This window comes from Advenella sp. (genome assembly GCF_052108595.1).
In the GTDB taxonomy this organism is placed as follows: domain Bacteria; phylum Pseudomonadota; class Gammaproteobacteria; order Burkholderiales; family Burkholderiaceae_B; genus Advenella.
Genome location: NZ_JBQEAU010000009.1, coordinates 29,880 through 47,765 on the forward strand (window position 1 = coordinate 29,880; position 17,886 = coordinate 47,765).

General features: G+C 57.2%; 20 protein-coding genes. 7 read left to right on the forward strand and 13 right to left on the reverse strand.

Annotated features, from left to right (window positions below):
- Positions 1–146: 146 nt before the first annotated feature.
- The gene (locus ACTIKR_RS02870; protein WP_442327103.1) at positions 147–893 is read left to right on the forward strand and encodes a TIGR02444 family protein; all 747 of its coding nucleotides are present in this window, start codon (positions 147–149) and stop codon (positions 891–893) included.
- Between the two features lie 83 nt (positions 894–976).
- On the opposite strand, the gene ACTIKR_RS02875 is transcribed toward ACTIKR_RS02870, so the two are convergent.
- Positions 977–1,348 carry a DUF4870 family protein gene (locus ACTIKR_RS02875; protein WP_193090247.1) on the reverse strand — a complete coding sequence of 124 codons (372 nt, stop codon included), beginning with the start codon at positions 1,346–1,348 and terminating at the stop codon, positions 977–979.
- Between the two features lie 296 nt (positions 1,349–1,644).
- Between ACTIKR_RS02875 and ACTIKR_RS02880 the strand changes: the two genes are divergently transcribed.
- The gene (locus ACTIKR_RS02880; protein ID WP_193090248.1) at positions 1,645–1,914 is read left to right on the forward strand and encodes a hypothetical protein; all 270 of its coding nucleotides are present in this window, start codon (positions 1,645–1,647) and stop codon (positions 1,912–1,914) included.
- A 199-nt stretch (positions 1,915–2,113) separates the two neighbouring features.
- On the opposite strand, the gene ACTIKR_RS02885 is transcribed toward ACTIKR_RS02880, so the two are convergent.
- Positions 2,114–3,355: a class I SAM-dependent methyltransferase gene (locus ACTIKR_RS02885; protein WP_193090249.1), complete on the reverse strand. Its 1,242-nt coding sequence runs from the start codon at positions 3,353–3,355 to the stop codon at positions 2,114–2,116.
- 40 nt (positions 3,356–3,395) lie between these two features.
- On the reverse strand, positions 3,396–5,036 hold the full coding sequence (locus ACTIKR_RS02890; protein WP_193090250.1) for a DEAD/DEAH box helicase: 1,641 nt from the start codon (positions 5,034–5,036) through the stop codon (positions 3,396–3,398).
- Between the two features lie 48 nt (positions 5,037–5,084).
- Here ACTIKR_RS02890 and ACTIKR_RS02895 point away from each other — a divergent pair, with 48 nt between their 5' ends.
- Positions 5,085–5,372: a hypothetical protein gene (locus ACTIKR_RS02895; RefSeq protein ID WP_193090251.1), complete on the forward strand. Its 288-nt coding sequence runs from the start codon at positions 5,085–5,087 to the stop codon at positions 5,370–5,372.
- A 225-nt stretch (positions 5,373–5,597) separates the two neighbouring features.
- On the opposite strand, the gene ACTIKR_RS02900 is transcribed toward ACTIKR_RS02895, so the two are convergent.
- The 7 genes from ACTIKR_RS02900 to rpe all read right to left on the reverse strand — a co-directional run bounded on the left by ACTIKR_RS02900 (position 5,598) and on the right by rpe (position 11,714).
- The gene (locus ACTIKR_RS02900) at positions 5,598–6,134 is read right to left on the reverse strand and encodes an HIT family protein (RefSeq protein ID WP_193090252.1); all 537 of its coding nucleotides are present in this window, start codon (positions 6,132–6,134) and stop codon (positions 5,598–5,600) included.
- A gap of 36 nt (positions 6,135–6,170) precedes the next feature.
- The gene (trpC, locus tag ACTIKR_RS02905) at positions 6,171–6,965 is read right to left on the reverse strand and encodes an indole-3-glycerol phosphate synthase TrpC (RefSeq protein ID WP_193090253.1); all 795 of its coding nucleotides are present in this window, start codon (positions 6,963–6,965) and stop codon (positions 6,171–6,173) included.
- Entirely contained in the window at positions 6,962–7,993 is a 1,032-nt protein-coding gene (gene trpD / locus ACTIKR_RS02910) for an anthranilate phosphoribosyltransferase (protein ID WP_193090254.1), read from the reverse strand. Before trpD ends, trpC begins: the two co-directional genes overlap by 4 nt.
- Positions 7,990–8,559, reverse strand: coding sequence for an aminodeoxychorismate/anthranilate synthase component II (locus tag ACTIKR_RS02915; RefSeq protein WP_442327104.1), 570 nt, complete (start codon positions 8,557–8,559; stop codon positions 7,990–7,992). The genes trpD and ACTIKR_RS02915 overlap by 4 nt, the downstream gene beginning before the upstream one ends.
- A gap of 9 nt (positions 8,560–8,568) precedes the next feature.
- Entirely contained in the window at positions 8,569–10,089 is a 1,521-nt protein-coding gene (gene trpE, locus ACTIKR_RS02920) for an anthranilate synthase component I (protein ID WP_193090271.1), read from the reverse strand.
- 228 nt (positions 10,090–10,317) lie between these two features.
- The gene (locus ACTIKR_RS02925; RefSeq protein WP_193090256.1) at positions 10,318–11,022 is read right to left on the reverse strand and encodes a phosphoglycolate phosphatase; all 705 of its coding nucleotides are present in this window, start codon (positions 11,020–11,022) and stop codon (positions 10,318–10,320) included.
- Positions 11,019–11,714 carry a ribulose-phosphate 3-epimerase gene (rpe, locus tag ACTIKR_RS02930; protein WP_193090257.1) on the reverse strand — a complete coding sequence of 232 codons (696 nt, stop codon included), beginning with the start codon at positions 11,712–11,714 and terminating at the stop codon, positions 11,019–11,021. The genes ACTIKR_RS02925 and rpe overlap by 4 nt, the downstream gene beginning before the upstream one ends.
- Positions 11,715–11,808: 94 nt before the next feature.
- Between rpe and apaG the strand changes: the two genes are divergently transcribed.
- From apaG to ACTIKR_RS02950, 4 genes are all read left to right on the forward strand, one after another.
- Positions 11,809–12,180, forward strand: coding sequence for a Co2+/Mg2+ efflux protein ApaG (apaG, locus tag ACTIKR_RS02935; RefSeq protein WP_193090258.1), 372 nt, complete (start codon positions 11,809–11,811; stop codon positions 12,178–12,180).
- Positions 12,181–12,242: 62 nt separating this feature from the next.
- On the forward strand, positions 12,243–13,526 hold the full coding sequence (gene mltA, locus ACTIKR_RS02940; RefSeq protein WP_193090259.1) for a murein transglycosylase A: 1,284 nt from the start codon (positions 12,243–12,245) through the stop codon (positions 13,524–13,526).
- On the forward strand, positions 13,523–14,692 hold the full coding sequence (locus tag ACTIKR_RS02945) for an FAD-dependent monooxygenase (protein WP_442327105.1): 1,170 nt from the start codon (positions 13,523–13,525) through the stop codon (positions 14,690–14,692). The genes mltA and ACTIKR_RS02945 overlap by 4 nt, the downstream gene beginning before the upstream one ends.
- Positions 14,693–14,874: 182 nt before the next feature.
- Complete coding sequence (locus ACTIKR_RS02950; RefSeq protein ID WP_193090261.1) at positions 14,875–15,636, forward strand: DsbC family protein; 762 nt, start codon at positions 14,875–14,877, stop codon at positions 15,634–15,636.
- 51 nt (positions 15,637–15,687) lie between these two features.
- Here the strand turns inward: ACTIKR_RS02950 and ACTIKR_RS02955 are convergent, their stop codons facing one another.
- From ACTIKR_RS02955 to ACTIKR_RS02965, 3 genes are read right to left on the reverse strand one after another with little or no spacing between them, the layout of a single operon-like run.
- Positions 15,688–16,416, reverse strand: coding sequence for a pyrimidine 5'-nucleotidase (locus ACTIKR_RS02955; protein ID WP_193090262.1), 729 nt, complete (start codon positions 16,414–16,416; stop codon positions 15,688–15,690).
- Positions 16,417–16,468: 52 nt separating this feature from the next.
- Positions 16,469–17,371, reverse strand: coding sequence for an acetylglutamate kinase (gene argB / locus ACTIKR_RS02960; RefSeq protein WP_193090263.1), 903 nt, complete (start codon positions 17,369–17,371; stop codon positions 16,469–16,471).
- Between the two features lie 22 nt (positions 17,372–17,393).
- A complete protein-coding gene (locus tag ACTIKR_RS02965) occupies positions 17,394–17,885 on the reverse strand; it encodes a peroxiredoxin family protein (protein ID WP_193090264.1) in 492 nt (163 codons plus the stop codon).
- Between the last annotated feature and the right edge of the window lies 1 nt (position 17,886).

A 17,886-nucleotide genomic window follows, 5' to 3' on the forward strand; every position in this document is an offset into this window, starting at 1 on the left:
AGCGTTATTATACCCGCAGGGGCACAAAGCGACGCAGGCCGGTGGTTTGTGGTTCACGGAATGGCGCAAGCCTGTGTCGGTATTGTTAACTGATTTGCAGGCCAATTGGTAGGTCGGGCAGATGACAGATGCAACAGGGAGCACAAATGGATCAGGATAAAAGCGCAGCGGATCACTGGCAGTTTTCGCTGGCGGTTTATACCCGTGATGGCGTGGCCGAGCACTGTCTCACGCTGCAACACACGCTGGGGCTGGATGTCAATGTCCTGTTGCTGATGTTGTGGGCGGCAAGACGTTGGGGCAATGCGCCTACGGCAGAACAGATTGCCGATGCTGATAGCGAGATTTGTGCGTGGCGGCGCGAAATTGTTATCCCCTTGCGTCAGTTGCGAACGCGGCTCAAGAGTGGTCCGGCGCCGGCGCCCGATGCCATGACAGATGTGTTAAGGCAAGACATCAAGCGTCTGGAACTGGATGCCGAACGCATGCAGCAGGAGGTATTGGCGCAATGGGTCAAGGAACAGACGCAGGCGATACCTGGCGCAGCGCACGGCGGTACGGTTCAGCAGATGATGGTGATGTCGCAGGTCCGGGACGATGCGTGGTCCGACCCTGCAACGCAAAAAAATGCTTCTGCACCACAGCGGTCGTCAGTCGCGCTTGCCGATACGGCAGAGAACGCCCGGCAACTGGCCGTGCTGGAGCAGACTGCCGTCAGGGTGGTTGCCCACTATGAGGCACAGTATGATGGGCCTGCGTATGGGCAGGCTGCCATTGTCGAAGGAGGCGCGGCGGGACTTGCAGCCGACGAGCACACTGCGGACCCGTGGGTGGCGTTGCAGCATGCTCACCAGGTCGTGCTGGCTGCCGTGGCCGTGTTTGCGTCAGCCTGATGGCGAAAAGACGGCACCTGCTGCTGCACGATAACAACACCGCAGTTACCGTGGCAGCCCGCAGGAAGGCCTGGTTGTGGTGATCAGAACCAGGATGTGGTGGATACGCCCCGGCCGTCATTCAGGCGAATGGCGCCCATGACGATGCGATAGATGTACCATACGGTAACGGCGATAAGCACGATCCAGCCGATCAGGATAATCATCAGCAAAAAGCCTGCAATCGCGCCGATCAGGCCGATCCAGAAGGTACGAATCAGGTATTGCATATGATCGGCATAGATCGTATTGGTGAACTCGCCCCGTTTGGCGTAGGCCATGATGACGCCCACAACGGAAAACAGCCCGGTAAACAACCCCAATGCGTACATTGCATAAGTAATCCATGTGAAATTGCGGGCAGCGTTATCCGGCGCGGGAACCGGAGTCTGGTTCTGGCTGGTTTCTTCGTTCATTACAGTTTCCCCTTGCGTTCAGTCGTGAGCCACTTTAAGTTGTATCCACTTTAAACTTTAAGTAATAACCACTTTAATATAGATTGCAAGTTTAATAAACCGATATTGCATTCGTGTAAAAATGTAGCAGATTGACATTGGCGCATGAAGTATTTGCGTCCATATAACGGATGCTGTAGACTCGCGCGGCGTGTGCTGCAATTTGTCCTTTTGACAGGATGACTCGGATCAGGGGCGATTGAGTCTGTTCTGGCGTTGCCGCGCCTCTTATTCTTCCTACTATACGGACTATAACAATGAAAAAATTCGACCTTGAAAAAGTCAAAGCGCAAAAAACAATGGGGAAAATGAAACAGGAAGGTCTGCCGGGCCAATTCGGTGGCGCTGCTGATGCTGCGCTTGACCGCCGCGCACAACGCAAGGTGGACCAGGCCCAGGGGCTGGTCTCTTTTCCGGTCAAGCTCAGGCAGGATGTGATCCACCAGATCCGTGAGCGCGCTGTCCAGCAGGATAAAAGCACCAACGACATTATCGGACAATTGCTGGAACAGGCGCTCAAGGGCTGACAGGCCTGTCGCCAGCCTAGGCGCGCTTGCTTTGCCGGCGTCAGTCTGGGCTGCCTGCCGGGTTCTGGTCGGCCACAGCGGTAGGTGTTCCGCCCACTCATCCGATCCGACAGTTCAGTCGATCCGATGGCTCATCCGCGCCGACGGTCTATCAAAGCTGCGCCGACTTTCCGACAGCCGCAGGCCAGGTGCCGTACGCTTACAGCCGATGGCGGCGATCTCCCGTGGCAAACCCGGCCAGATCCATATCCACATTTTTGCCGATGGCCAGCACCTTGAACAGTTCTCCCATTTCGGCTTCTGACAGCAGTTTTTGCACCGGGCCAATTTCGCGCGCGTAGTGCGCGGTGTCGCCGGGGTCCAGATCGCTTAACATCTGCAGCAGCCCGCAGTTGAGCAAAAAGCGGGCTTGCGAGGTGTAGCCGAGCACTTCCAGACCTGCGGCCAGCGCCGCATCGGCCATGGCAGTAAAGTCTACGTGCGCAGTAATGTCCTGGATTCCGGGAAAATGCAGCACCTGACTGTGCGCATGATGCAGCAGATGGCACATGAGTGTGCCCTGGCTGCGTTGTGGGTGATAGTACTCGTGCTGCGGAAAGCCGTAGTCGATCAGCAGGGCGGCACCTTGATTGAGCCACTGTCCCAGGCTCGATACCCAAGATTCGCCTTGCAGGTTTATTTCGGATCGATAGCCGGGCAGCGCCGGCATGCGCGCCCTTACAGCCTGCTCCAATAGGGCACTGGCGGGAACGCGCAGAAAGTCAAAATGTGACCAGGCCTGGTTATCCTGGCCTGCTTGCGGGTCCGCCACCGCTGATGCTTCACCTGGTTTGTTGATGACGTGCAGTTCATAGACATTGCCATCCTCGCCCCATTCAAACAGCGAGACGGGCATGGCATCAAGAACTTCATTGGCAATGACGCAGCCGGTAAAGCCCGAAGGCAGGCTGTGCAGCCATTGCACGCTGTCCCCGAAAGGGGCAAGCCGTTGCCGTTGCCGTTGCGTCAGGTCCGGTGAAATATCCAGAATGTAATATTGCAGTTGGGGAAATTCGGGCAGCAGGGCCTGCAGTATATGCTCGGCAAGGGCGCCAGAGCCAGCGCCGAATTCCAGAATATGAGGGGTGCCGATGTGGGCGAGAATGGGGCCGATTTGCCTGGCCAGGCTGCGGCCAAACCACGGCGTCAGTTCTGGTGCCGTGACAAAGTCGCCTTGCAGTGCGGTGCCTGCGGCGGCGGTATCTCCGAATTTGAGGGGGGCGCCGGCATAATAGCCGGCTTGGGGATCGTACAGCGCGGCATGCATCCAGCGCGCGAAGGGCAGCCCCTGGGGGCCGGCTTCATGAATAAGCCCGGCAAGCTTGTGCCGGGCGTTTTCGCTATAGCGCTGCGCTGCTTCCTGGATTTGGGGCAGCGCAGGGCCGGTTGGGTCTGCACGCATATCTTTCCAACGTTACTTCGGGAAAGATCATTATAAAGGCTTACGCCCAGGTGCGTGATGAACTCGGTTTCTTTTTGCTGCGAGCAAAAGCGGGTTTGTCTGAGCGTGCTGTGCGATCACCACTGAAGCCGCCGTCGGAACGGGTGCTTGGGCGAGGCTTGCGGGCCGGAGCAGGAGCGAACTCGGTGCGTGGCTTGCGCGGTGCCGGTGCTGCATCGGCTTTGACGAAACCGCTTTTTTCGGTGCGCGGGCGATCAGATGAGAACGGATTGCGTGACAGCGACGTAGCTGCACGGTCAATCAGCGATTCACGAGGCGCGTCATAAGAGCGTGCCGGACGAGCGCGCTCGGGGCGGCCTTCGGCAGAACGTGAATCTTCACGGGCGCCGTAAGAAGGAGCGCTGCCGCCTTTGCGATGACCAAAACCGGTGCGGGCATGATCTTTCTCGCGCGAACCGCCACCTGGGCGACCCTGGCGTGAACTATTTGGCTTGCCGCCACGACCCTTGCCGCCGCCGGCACCGCGACCACTCTCGGCCGACTTGACCGGTTCCAGGCCAGCAATCACTTCGGCAGGCATAGGCTGGCCGGTGAACTGTTCGATACGGCGGATTTTATGACGTTCGCCATGGGTTGCCAGCGTAAATGCCTGACCGTTGCGACCTGCACGGCCGGTACGACCGATACGGTGAACGTAGTCTTCAGCCTGCATGGGCAGATCGAAGTTGATGGCATGGCTGATGCCTTGCACGTCAATACCGCGGGCGGCAACGTCGGTTGCAACCAGCACGCGCAGGCGACCTTTTTGCAGCATACCCAGTGTGCGGGTGCGCTGACGCTGATTCATATCGCCATGCAGGGCGGAAGCGGCAAAACCTTCATCTTCCAGACGTTCGGCCAGTGCATCGGCGCCCCGTTTGGTAGAAGTAAAGACAATGGCCTGATCCATGGAGGCGTCACGCAGCAGGTGACCCAGCAGGCGCAATTTGTGGCCGCTGTCATCTGCGTAAAGCAGGGTTTGGGTAATGTTGGCGTGTTTCTGTTTCTGTCCGGCGATATCGATACGCAGCGGATTGTTCAGCATATCGGCTGCCAGACGGGCAACAGTACCTTCGAATGTGGCGGAGAACATCAGTGTCTGACGATCACGTGGTGTTTGCGCAACAATGCTTTCGATGTCTTCGATGAAGCCCATATCCAGCATGCGGTCGGCTTCGTCCAGTACCAGGGTGTGAACCTGTGACAGATTGACGCGGCGTGCGTTCAGGTGGTCAATAAGACGGCCGGGGGTGGCAACCAGCACGTCAACACGACGCGACAGTGCTTTGATCTGCGCGCCGTAAGGCATGCCGCCGACCACAGTGGCGATACGCAGATCGTCAATGCCAACGCCGTATGATCTGGTGGCTTCTGCAACCTGCAGGGCCAGCTCGCGGGTCGGTGTCAGAACCAATACCTGTACGCCCATGCCTTTGTTGCCAGGCATGCCGGCAATACGGTGCAATGAGGGCAGCATGAATGCTGCGGTTTTACCGCTACCTGTCTGTGCAGAGACGATCAGATCCTTGCCTTCGAGGGCTTTGGGGATCGCTTCGGTTTGCACTGGAGTAGGTTGGGTGAAGCCGGCCTTGTTCAGGGCAGCAAGAAGAATGGGTGATAGACCCAGAGAATCAAATGACATTTGTAATCCTAAGTAGGTGTCAGGCAAGCCTGTTCATCAGGAGCGCAGATGGCCGTTGATTCCGGTTGTGATGCTGGGCGATTGCATAAGCAACTCCAGGCCGCACGATGGACAGGCCATCGGCAAACAGGACAAAACGACAATTCTGTCACGCAGCAAAGTCCTGCTGATATGCACAATGCACATCTGCACTTTACTGATCAGGATGAACAAACGAATGGGAAATGGCCAGACGAATCGTTGATCGGAGCATCGAGCCGACCGGATCAACCGTTGCATGACAGAGGAAATACGCATGCGGGTCTGGAGGTAGGAGCGATGACGGCTTTTGATTAATAAGCCAGGCAGCAAAAATAAAGAGAATTTGCTGCAAAGAAAATGATTATATAAGTGTTTTCCCTAGAATGCAAGCATTATTATTGCAATACCCATTCAGCCGTGTTGCGTATACGGCAAAAGCCACGTATTCGGTACAGGCACACAGCCGTGCGGCTGGCGCAGATCACCAGGGTTAAATGGGTGCGTACGGGCCCGATGCCCGGTGCCCGGGCACCGCCAGATTCATCGATCCGTGATGCGCTGCAGGGTTTGCTCAAAGCGGGTCTGCTCTGGCACCGTACCTGCCACTTCATCGAAAAGGGCGGTAAACGATTGCGTGATGTCCTGGTGGTAGGCGGGCAGGTGCTGCCGGATTTGCGCATTTCTGCGGGCACAGGCTGTCGCGTGTCCGCCGTCTGGCGTATTTGCAGTCTCGCGCGGCATGCCCCAGATCGGGTTGGGAAAATGTTTGTCGTCGGCAAAACGGGCAATGATGTGCCAATGCACATGAGGAACCATATTGCCCAGTTGCGCCAGATTGATTTTATCGGGCTGGAAATGGCGCCTTTGCAGGGCTTCTACGAGATACACGGCGCTCATCAGGCCGCTACGCTCGGTCTGATTCAGGTCGGTCATTTCCTGTGCGTGGCGATTGAGGATTACCCGCGTAAATGCCGGGTAATCGGCCTCCTGCGCATCGATGACGCGCAGGAATGCGTTGCGAAACAGCACGGTCGCGCCATCGTCATGGCACAGCGGGCACTCAGTATGCGTGGTCACTGCCGCGGTTCTCCCAGAAAATGCTTTATGGGTGAATCAATGATTCACGATAAATGACTCAAGTGTGATGCCTGGATCGGTTTCCCGCATGAACGCTTCACCAATCAGGAACCCATAGACCCCGTTCTCATGCATGCTGCGTACGTCCTCGGGCGCGTGGATGCCGCTTTCGGTAATGACAAAGCGTCCCTCTGGGATATGCGGGAGCAGCTCCAGCGTGGTTTGCAGTGTGGTCTCGAAGGTTCGCAGATTGCGGTTGTTGATGCCGATCAGCGATGATTTCATGTCCAGGGCGATATCCAGTTCGGCTCGGTCGTGCACTTCGATCAGGACATCCATGTCCAGTTCCTGCGCAACCGCTTCCATTTCCTTGAGCTGGTCGGCCGGCAAGGCGGCGACGATCAGCAGGATGCAGTCGGCGCCCAGCGCGCGAGCGTTAATGATCTGGTACGGGTCAATCATGAAGTCTTTGCGCAGCACCGGTAGCGGGCAGGCGGCGCGCGCCTGGCGCAAGTAATCGCTGGATCCCTGGAAAAACTGCACGTCGGTCAGCACCGATAGGCAGGTCGCGCCATGTGCTGCATAGGTGTGGGCAATTTCGGCGGGATTGAAATTGGGTCGAATCACGCCTTTTGACGGCGATGCTTTTTTGACTTCGGCGATGACAGCGGTTTTTTTCTGTCTGATTTTTTCGCGCAGCGCATTGGCAAAGCCGCGAACATCCTTGCGCGCCTGGGCTTCGCGCAGCAGATCTGCTTCGCTGCGGAACTGGCGCTGCATGGCGACTTCTTCTTTTTTTACGCTGAGAATCTGTTCAAGAATATCGTTCATGTCGTGAGCTTCCTGGTATAGGCACGGAATGTCTCTAATTTATCACGTGCAGCCCCGGATTGGATCAGTTCGCGCGCTTTAATAATCCCATCCTGCATGGTGGCGGCCTGATTGCCTGCGTAGAGCGCCAGACCGGCATTGAGCACGACGATATCGCGGGCCGTGCCCGTTTCATTGTTCAGTGCGCTCATGACCAGCTCGCGTGACTCTTCTTTGTTGCTGACCGTAATATTGCGAATGGAGACCATTTGCATGCCGAAGTCTTCCGGATGAATTTCGTATTCGCTGACTTTGCCGTCCTTGAGCTCGCCCACCAGTGTTGCAGCGCCCAGCGAGGCTTCGTCCAGATTGTCCTTGCCGTGTACGATCAGCACATGCTTGGATCCCAGTTGCTGCAGCACGCGCACCTGGATGCCGACCAGATCCGGATGGAATACGCCCATGAGTTGATTGCCGGCTTTGGCCGGGTTGGTCAGGGGCCCCAGGATGTTGAATATGGTGCGTACCGCCAGCATTTTGCGTATCTCGGCGACGTTTTTCATGCTGCCATGATGCGTTGGCGCGAACATGAAGCCGATACCGGTCTGTTCCACGCATTCGGCAACCTGCTCTGGCGAGAGCATGACATTGATGCCCAGCGCTTCCAGGACATCGGCGCTGCCCGAAGAGGAAGACGAGCTGCGGTTACCATGCTTGGCAATGCGCACGCCGCCAGCGGCCGCCACGAACATGGCGGTGGTGGAGATATTGAAGGTATGACTCGCATCTCCGCCGGTGCCGCACATATCCAGCAGATTGTCCGGGTCGCTGATGTTGACCGGCGTGGCAAATTCGCGCATGACTGTGGCGGCTGCGGTAATTTCGCCGATGGTTTCTTTTTTGACGCGCAATCCCATGAGCAGGGCGCTGGCAATGGGCGGCGGCACTTCGCCGCGCATCAGCTGGCGCATCAGGTACAGCATTTCGTCATGAAAGATTTCGCGGTGTTCAATGCAGCGCGTCAGGGCGTCTGTGTAGGAAATGCTCATGGATGAATGTCCAGAAAGTTTTGCAACAGGGCATGGCCATGTTCGCTGAGAATGGATTCAGGATGGTACTGTACGCCATAAACCGGCAGGCTGGTATGCTCCACGGCCATGATCTCCCCATCGGCCGTTTCTGCCGTAATGCGCAGGCAGTCGGGCAATGAATCGCGTTCGATCGCCAGTGAGTGATAGCGGATCACGGTATGAGGCGAAGGAATGTTGCGAAACAGCGCGGATCCATCATGGGTAATTTCCGAAGTCTTGCCGTGCATGATCTGCTTGGCACGGATGATTTTACCGCCGAAAGCGGCGCCGATGGACTGGTGCCCCAGGCACACGCCCAGGACCGGAATTTTCCCTGCGAAATGTTTGATGAGTTCAACCGATACACCTGCCTGGGCAGGCGAGCAGGGCCCGGGGGAGACGCAAAGCCGTTCGGGATTGAGCGCAGCAATTTGCGCAACGGTCATCTGGTCGTTACGTACCACGTGGACGTCCTGGCCCAGTTCGCCAAAATATTGCACCAGATTGTAGGTAAACGAATCGTAATTATCGAGCATGAGCAGCATGACAGTTCCTCAGATGGGTTGATCCAGACCGTATTGCACCTGTTCGGCGGCGCGCAGCACGGCGCGGGCCTTGGCTTCGGTTTCCTGCCATTCTTTTTCAGGGTCGGAATCGGCCACAATGCCGGCGGCCGCCTGTACATAGAGCATGCCGTTTTTGATGACGCCGGTGCGGATCGCGATGGCCACGTCCATGGTGCCGTTGTAGCTCAGATAGCCGGCAGCGCCGCCATAGATGCCGCGTCGCACGGGTTCCAGTTCATCGATCAGTTCCATAGCGCGCACTTTGGGCGCACCGGTAAGGGTGCCTGCGGGAAAGCTGGCGCGCAACACGTCGATGGCATCCATGTCCGGCTTCAGAATGCCCTTGACGTTCGATACCAGATGCATCACGTGTGAATAGCGTTCAATCGCCATCTGGTCGGTCACTTCCACTGAGCCGGTTTCGGCCACACGCCCCACATCGTTGCGGGCCAGATCAATCAGCATGACGTGTTCGGCGATCTCCTTGGGATCGGCGCGCAGCTCGTCGGCCAGAGCTGCATCTTCTTCCGGTGTTTCACCGCGCTTGCGCGTGCCGGCAAGCGGACGAATGGTGATGGCGGTTTTCTCTTCGGCGTTTTCGGTGAAGGTTTCCTGGCGCACCAGAATTTCCGGTGACGAGCCTACGACATGAAAGTCACCGAAGTTCCAGAAATACATGTAGGGAGAGGGATTCAGGGAGCGCAGGGCGCGGTACAGGGACAGCGGCGAATCCCGGAAGGGCTTGGCAATGACCTGGCCGACCTGGACCTGCATCAGGTCGCCCGCGGCGATATATTCCTTGGCCTTCAGGACGGCCTTCAGATAATCTTCTTTCTTGAAGTCGCGGATTTCTGTCGTTTGCAGGCTGGGCAGGCTGTAGGGAATTTCAACCGGATGGCGCAGGCGGGCGCGCAGTTCAAGCAGCCGTTTCTGGGCCTTGCTGTAGCTTTCGGCCTCGTTCGGATCTGCGTAGATCATGAGGTAGGTTCGGCCGATCACATTGTCGACAATGACCAGTTCATCGACCTGCATCAGCATGATATCGGGCACGCCTTCCTTCTGGCCGTGAGGATAGGGTTTGACGTTGGGGCCCAGGGACGGCTCGATATGGCGAATGGTGTCGTAACCGAAATAGCCCGCCAGGCCGCCGGCAAAGCGGGGAATGCCTGGGCGCAGGGCCACCTTGATGCGTTTTTTGAATGCCTGGATGAAGGTCAGCGGATCGCCCCGATAGGTTTCGGTGACTTCGCCGTTGGTCAGTACTTCGGTCAGATCGCCTGTGGCGCGGATCACTGTTTTGGCCGGCAGGCCGATAAAGGAATAGCGGCCGAACTGCTCGCCCCCGACCACCGATTCAAGCAGGCAGGTCATGCGACCGGCTTCTTTGCCGGTGTGGGCCAGTTTCAGGTAAATACCCAGCGTGGTATCAAGATCGGCGTAGGTTTCCTTGATGATCGGGATGCGGTTGAACCCCTGTGCTGCGAGTGCATTAAATTCAATTTCAGTCATCATGACGGTCTCTGTTTGTGTTTTCCTGAATGACCGGGCAGATACAAAAATACCCGGTCCTGTTTTAAGGGATTACCGGGTATTGTGCGTACTGACTACAATTTTCGGATGCGGAAAAAAAGCGGCATCCGGAACAGTCTAATAAGTGACACTCCCGGCAGACGAACGCCACCAGCGCCAATACATGGCAACCAGAGCAGAACGAGCATAAAGGGAGCGTGCAGTCATTTACGTTAATAAATCAGGTTGGTCTGCCGATGCGTTGTGGCGTTCAATCCACTGGGCCGCTTCGACGATAGTCTCTACTATATCATTGACTTTCAGGTTTTGTACACTGTTTCCTTCGTTATAGCCATAAGGAACAATGAGTACCGGCATGCCCGCCGCTTGCGCCGCCTGCGCATCGTTGATGGAGTCGCCGATAAACACGCAGTCTGTGGGCTCGGCTTCCAGCAGGAAGCAGGCATGCAGCACGGGACCGGCGTCCGGCTTGCGAGTGGGGCAGGTGTCGCCGGATACCACAGCATCAAAAAACGAACGTAGCCCGGTCTGAATCAGCAACTGTTCGGTAAAGACCGTGGGCTTGTTGGTCACGACGGCCAGGCGAATACCGGCCGCCTTCATGGATTTGAGCCCGTCGACCACGCCTTCGAATACCGTGGCCCGGTCGCCATTGACCTGATGGTACGCGTCAATGAAATGTTCGCGGGCAACGATGAATGCTTCGGCGGTGACAACGGCCTCATCGTCGCCGCCGGTCATAGCGCGGCGCACCAGGTTATCGATACCTTTGCCGACAAACTGGGCAATCAGCTCCTGGTGCAGTTGCGGCAACCCGAGCTTGATGCGCATGGCATTGGCCGCCTGGGCCAGATCGGGAATGGAGTCGACCAGAGTGCCGTCAAGGTCAAGCAGTGCGGCGCGGATACTCATGAGCGGTGCACTCCGGCAATCTGTTCGCGCATGTTTGCGATAACCGCCGCGTAGTCCTGCTGGCCGAAAATGGCCGAGCCAGCCACAAAGGTATCGGCGCCGGCTTCGTGGATTTGCGCGATATTATCTGTTTTCACGCCGCCATCGACTTCAAGCAGAATGGTGTTGCCGGTTTTTTCCTGCCAGGCGTCAATGCGCTGGCGAGTGGCGCGCAGCTTGTCTAGCGTAGACGGGATGAATGATTGTCCGCCGAAACCCGGGTTAACCGACATGAGCAGGATCAGATCCAGACGGTCCATGACATGATCGAGCACCGACAGCGGCGTCGCCGGATTGAGCACCAGCCCGGCCTTGCAGCCATTGTCGCGGATCAGGGAAAGCGAACGGTCCACATGGCGCGACGCTTCCGGATGAAAGGAAATGATATTGGCGCCGGCCTGGGCAAATTGCGGGATCAGCTCGTCTACCGGCTCACACATCAGGTGTACATCGATGGGTGCATCCGTACAGGGGCGAATGGCCTTGCACACCATGGGTCCGATGGTCAGATTGGGCACATAATGGTTATCCATCACGTCAAAATGAATCCAGTCGGCGCCGGCGCTGATCACATTTCTGACTTCTTCTCCGAGACGGGAAAAATCTGCTGACAGAATGCTGGGGGCGATGCGGGTAACGGGTTGTAATTCCATGACAGCGTTTTTCTCCTGTAAGGGGGCGCACGAAGTACAATGAAGTTCTATTATTCCATACAAACACGTTTAGCTTTCTGAGGATCCGGCACGAATGGTAAATACAATGACGGTGGAAGTCACACCGCGCTATCTCGAAGAACAGTCCGACCCGTCTCGCTCGCAATATGTCTTTGCCTATACAGTGAGAATTCGCAATACCGGTACAGCGGCAGCGCAGGTCATCAGCCGTCACTGGGTCATTACCGATGGCGATGAGAAAATCCAGGAGGTGCGCGGACTGGGTATTGTCGGCGAACAGCCGCTTATTGCTGCTGGCGATATGTACGAATACACCAGCGGGTGTCCGCTAAATACCCCTTTGGGCACCATGAAGGGCAGCTATCACTGTGTAGGTGAAAACGGTGTCCCGTTTGACGTGGACATTCCCGAATTCATTTTGACGCTACCGCGAACGCTGCATTGATCGCCCGCCACTATTGCTGTGTCATTGGGCTTGTCTTCCATTATTTGTCTGGATAAATAACTATGAAAAATCCGCACGCACCAAACAGGCTACTGCCTGCCGCCGTGGCTGCGCTTGTCCTGCTGGCAAGTTGTTCGACGCAAGATGCGGGGATGCAGCCGTCGCAGTCGTCGTTCTCCATGACCGCGCCCCTGTCAGTGCCGGACCAGTCGGCCTTTGCGCCTACGCCACCACGACCGCTGGCGGGCCAGTATAGCCAGGTTGCCTGGTCGTCGCTGCCCGGCTGGAATGCGGATGATGCCCGCCATTTATGGCTGACTTTCTATAATAATTGTCGTGGCCTGATGCGCCCGGTCAGCGGCTCCAAAGCCATGCCGGCGCGCGCTACCCCTGCTGTCTGGCAACCGGTGTGCCAGGCCGCCGCACAGTCGGGTATCGACCCGCGCAGCAATGACGCAACTGCGGTCAAGGCCTTCCTGGAGCAACATCTGCAGCCCTGGCAGGTGACTGAGAACGGCAAGTCAACCAATACCGTCACGGGCTACTATGAGCCGGTGGTGCATGGTTCGCGTTCACATGGCGGCGAGTATCAGTGGCCAATGTATGCCGCTCCCGATGATCTGCTGACCATCGATCTGGGCCAGCAATATCCTGAACTGGCAGGCAAGCGTATTCGCGGCAAGCTCTCGGGCAAGACGATCGTGCCCTACGACACCAGGGAGCAAATTGCCCGGCGCGATACCAAGCCGCCGGTCATTGTGTGGCTGAATGATCCGGTCGAGGCGTTTTTCCTGCAGGTGCAGGGGTCGGGCCGGGTGCAACTGGATGATGGCTCCATGATTCGCCTGGCCTACGCCAACCATAATGGCCGCCCTTATAGTTCGATCGGCAAGTGGCTGGCCGACAAGGGCGAATTGCCGCTGGCGCAGGCCAATATGCAAAATATCAAGGCCTGGGCCAAAGCCCACCCGGATCGGGTCGATGAAATGCTCAACACCAATCAGGCCATGGTGTTCTTCCGTGAAGAGGCGCTGTCTGACGATGCGGCAGGTCCCAAGGGCGCCTATGGTATTCCGCTGGTGGCGGAACGGACGGTGGCCGTCGATCCCAATTACGTGCCATTGGGCAGTCCGCTGTTCCTGGCGACTACCCGGCCGCATTCGACCCAGCCTATGCAACGTGTTGTCTTCGCACAGGACACGGGTGCTGCCATCAAAGGGGTGGCGCGAACCGACTTTTTCTGGGGGTCGGGTGATGCGGCGGGTGAGTTGGCCGGTCGCATGAAACAGACCGGTCGGGTATGGATTCTCTGGCCGCGCAGCGCAGGAGTTCCGGAGGCGCGATGAAACACGATGTGATTGTCTGTGGTGCCGGTATTGCGGGAATGGGCAGCGCGCTGGCGCTGACCCGAGCCGGCGTGAATGTGGCGCTGCTGGCACCCAAACGGGCACCGGCGCCCATGCCGGGCGAGCAGTATCACCCTCGCGTTTATGCCATCTCCGAAGCCAGCCAGGCACTGCTTGCGTCGCTGGGCATCTGGGATGCCATGCCGCAAGAACGGATTACACCTGTCGATGCGATGCAGGTCAATGGCGATCGTGACGGGCAGGTGGTGCTCGATGCCTGGCAGGCTGCCAAATCCCATCTGGCATGGATTGTCGAATCGGGTGAAATTGAACGGGCCCTGTTCCAGGCGCTCACGATTTACGGTGTGCCGTGGATTGACGATACGATGCAGACCTGGCAACCCGGGCTGGTGACAACGGCCGGTGGCATGACGCTGCAGGCACAGTTGTTTATCGGTGCCGACGGGGCCCGGTCACCGCTGCGCAGCGCTGCCGCAATGGCGCACCAGAAAAAAGACTATGGCGATCAGGGGCTGGTCACGCATCTGACTTGCGAAAAACCTCATATGAACACGGCGTACCAATGGTTCTGCAATCATCATGTGCTGGCTTTTCTGCCCATGCCCGATACCAGCGAAGGGCATCAGGTATCGCTGGTCTGGTCGGTTGACGATGCAACCGCCTATCAGTTTCTGCACATGGACGAGGCGACGCTGGGCCGTGCGCTGCCGGAGGCCCTCAATGAGGTGGCGCAGGGTTGCCTGGGTACGCTCAGGATGCGCGCACGCCTGCATGGCTTTCCCTTGACGCTGGAAAAGGCGCAAATGGCAGCGCCGGGCGTGGCACTGGTGGGCGATGCGGCGCATCGGGTTCATCCGCTGGCCGGACAGGGGCTCAATCTCGGGCTTGGCGACGTTAAGGCGCTCGCGCAAGTATTGAACGAAAAAGAGGCGTTTCGGTCCTATGGAGATCTGCGTGTACTCGAGCGCTATGCCCGCACGCGTGCCGCCGATGTTATGGCCATGCGAGTGGCGACCGATGGCCTGTATCAGTTGTTTTCCCGTGACCTGCCTGCGCTGCCGTTTTTACGCAATGCAGGCATGAACCTGGTGCAGCAGCTTCCCTGGGTCAAGCGGCAACTGATTGCCGGGGCATCGGGGTTGTGATCGTCTTGCAAGAAGGGGTATCGCTGCGCAAGCGCGGTACCGGAACCTGTGCAAGATCGTGGCCAGTACAAAACAGTGTCGGTGACAGCCCCCGGCCACAGTAGCGCCTTTCACGTCTCGTGCAAGGCTTCGTTGGCGGCAACGCCACTCAATGGGTTTCTGTTGTAAAAGGATGGAAGGTAATGGGATTGAATTGGATAAAAGCACGCACAGGGCAGCAGTACCGCCGGGCGGCGATGGCAGGCTTGCTGATATTGGTAGCGGGCGCCTTTGCCGTGCCGGCCGTACAGGCTCAGACAGCCGATAATGCAAAGCTGGAAAGCGTTCGGGATGCGGTAAAAAAGGCGTTCGATGTTGAAGTGACCCGGGTGCAGCCGACCGATTATGCCAATCTGTATGAAGTGCAGTTGGGCGGCAATATCGTGTATACCAACGAAAAGGCCGAGTTTGTGCTCGCAGGTAATCTGGTCGACGCCAAAACAAAACGCGATGTAACCACCGAGCGGATCGAGGAAATTTCCAAGGTGGATTTTTCCACCTTGCCACTGTCCCAGGCAGTCAAGCTGGTTAAGGGTAATGGCGCGCGCAAAATGGCCGTGTTCGAGGATCCCAACTGCGGCTATTGTAAAAAACTGCATAAGGAACTGACTACGCTGGATAACGTCACCGTGTACACCTTCCTGTTCCCGATTCTGGCGCCCGATTCAGTGACCAAGGCCACTAACGTGTGGTGCGCCAAAGATCAGGCCACCGTATGGACAGACTGGATGAACAAGGGGATTGAACCACAGCAAGCCACCTGCGATACACCTATCGAGAAAAATCTCGCCCTGGGCCAGAAACTGGCTGTCCAGGGTACGCCCGCCATCTTCTTTGAAAGCGGCAACCGCGTCAACGGCTATGTACCGGCCGCCCGGCTCAATCAGGAACTGGATCGCAAGTGACTCATCGCCCCCGGCCCTGACAGGCTGGCCGCGTGCCGGTTAATGTGCTTGTCAGGCTGACAGGGCAAATGGATGGGTCAGCAGTTGCTGTACAGAGTTGACGCGCAGGTCCACATAGGCGGGCCGCATGCGCTGCATGGAACTGAACGGTGTGCCGCGATGAAAGATGTGCACGGTTTTCATATGCAGCTGTTTGGCCGTTTTCAGGTTTTTCAGTGTGTCCTCGACCAGAATCGTGCGCGTTGGCTCACACTGCAACTGCACCAGCAACTGCTGCATCAGCGCCGGTGAGGGTTTGGGTCGAAACCGGCCCTGCAGGCACATTTCATTGATGGAACAGATTCCCGCAAAACAGTGGCGCACATTCAGGCGATCCAGAACGATCCTGGCGTAATGCATGGGCGCATTCGTGACCACATATTTGATGCCTGGCACGGCATTGAGCATGGCCGACAGGTTTTTTTCGATTTTGGTGTTGCCGGCAATGTCGAAGTCATGGCTCAAGTGCAGGAAATCGGCGGCTTTCACATTGTGATGCCGCACCATCCCGATCAGTGTGGCACCATAACGTGCCCAGTAGGCCTTGCGCAAAACCGTCGCTTCGTCTTCGTCAATATCCAGCGATAGCATGACGGCGCGCGTCATACTCTGGTTGATGTGTCCAAAGATCGCGTGCGAGGCGTCGTGCAGTGTGTTGTCCAGATCGAACAGCCATACGCGCGGTGTGCGGGTATGGCGAACCAGCGGTTGCAGGGGTTTGATGAGCGGGGTACAGATCATGCAGCAACAGCAACAGCAACGCCTGCGACGCGTAACAACGCCGCAAACGTGATCATGATGTGATCATGGTGCCGACACCCTTGTCTGTCAGAATTTCCAGCAACAGGCAGTGAGCGACCCGGCCATCGACAATATGCACGGAGTTTACACCGTTGCGGGCGGCATCCAGCGCCGATGAAATCTTCGGCAGCATGCCGCCAGAGATGGTACCGTCAGCAAATAATTCATCAATGGTCTTGGCCGACAGCTTGCGCAACAGCTGGCCTGCTTTGTCCAGTACGCCCGGGGTGTTGGTCATCATCAGCAGTTTTTCTGCCTGAAGGACTTCGGCCATTTTACCGGCGACCACGTCGGCGTTGATGTTGTAGACATCCCCTTCTTCAGCGTCGTAGCCGATGGGGGAAATGACGGGGATGAACTGATCGTCCTGCAGGGCTTTGACCACCGACGGATCAATGCTGGAAATATCCCCTACGAAACCGATATCCAGTGGTGCGTCAGGATTTTCCTTGTTGGGCATGAGTTTTTTGCGGGCCTGGATCAGGCCGCCGTCTTTGCCGGTAAGGCCCACGGCCTTGCCGCCGGCTTCGTTGATCATCATGACGATATCCTGCTGGACCTGGCCGCCCAGCACCCACTCGACCACTTCCATGGTGTCGGCGTCGGTCACACGCATGCCCTGGATGAAGTTACCTTCCTTGCCAAGACGCTTGAGCGCGCTGTCGATTTGCGGGCCGCCGCCGTGAATCACCACCGGGTTCAGGCCGATCAGCTTGAGCAAGACGACGTCTCTGGCGAAACTGCGTTGCAGCCGTTCTTCAACCATGGCGTTGCCGCCGTATTTGATCACGACGGTCTTGCCGTGGAACTTCCGGATATACGGCAAAGACTCGGAAATAATGTCGGCCTTGACTGCCGGTGAAACAGCGTTGATATCCAGGGGTGTGTCAGACATGCTAGCTCGCGGTTGCTGAAAGTTAGTTTTGTGCCAGAGTATTTTCCAGCGTTTTGATGAAATCTTTTTTATCGTAATTGCCAATATAGCGTTTGACTATATTGCCCTGACGATCCAGCAAAAACGCCACCGGTGTGAACTTGATATCGTCAAAGGCTTTGGCGGCACTGCCATCGCTGTCAAGGGTAACGGTAAATGGCAGTTTTTTGTCTGTCGTATAGTTTTTTACGAAATTGGGCGGGTCATAGGCCATGGCCACGGCAACGGTCTCATAGCCCTTGTCGTGATAGGTATTATAGTACTCGATGGTATCGGGCATTTGCGCAATACAGGTCACGCAACTGGTGGCCCAGAATTTGACCAGCACCACCTTGCCCTTGAGGTCGGCAGTCTGGAACTGGCGCCCGTCCAGCGCGGTAAACGTGACATCGGGTGCCGCCTTGGATGAGGTCATCATAAACCCGCCTGCTATGGCGGCCACGGCGAGTACGGCAGGAAGAACGATTTTTTTCATG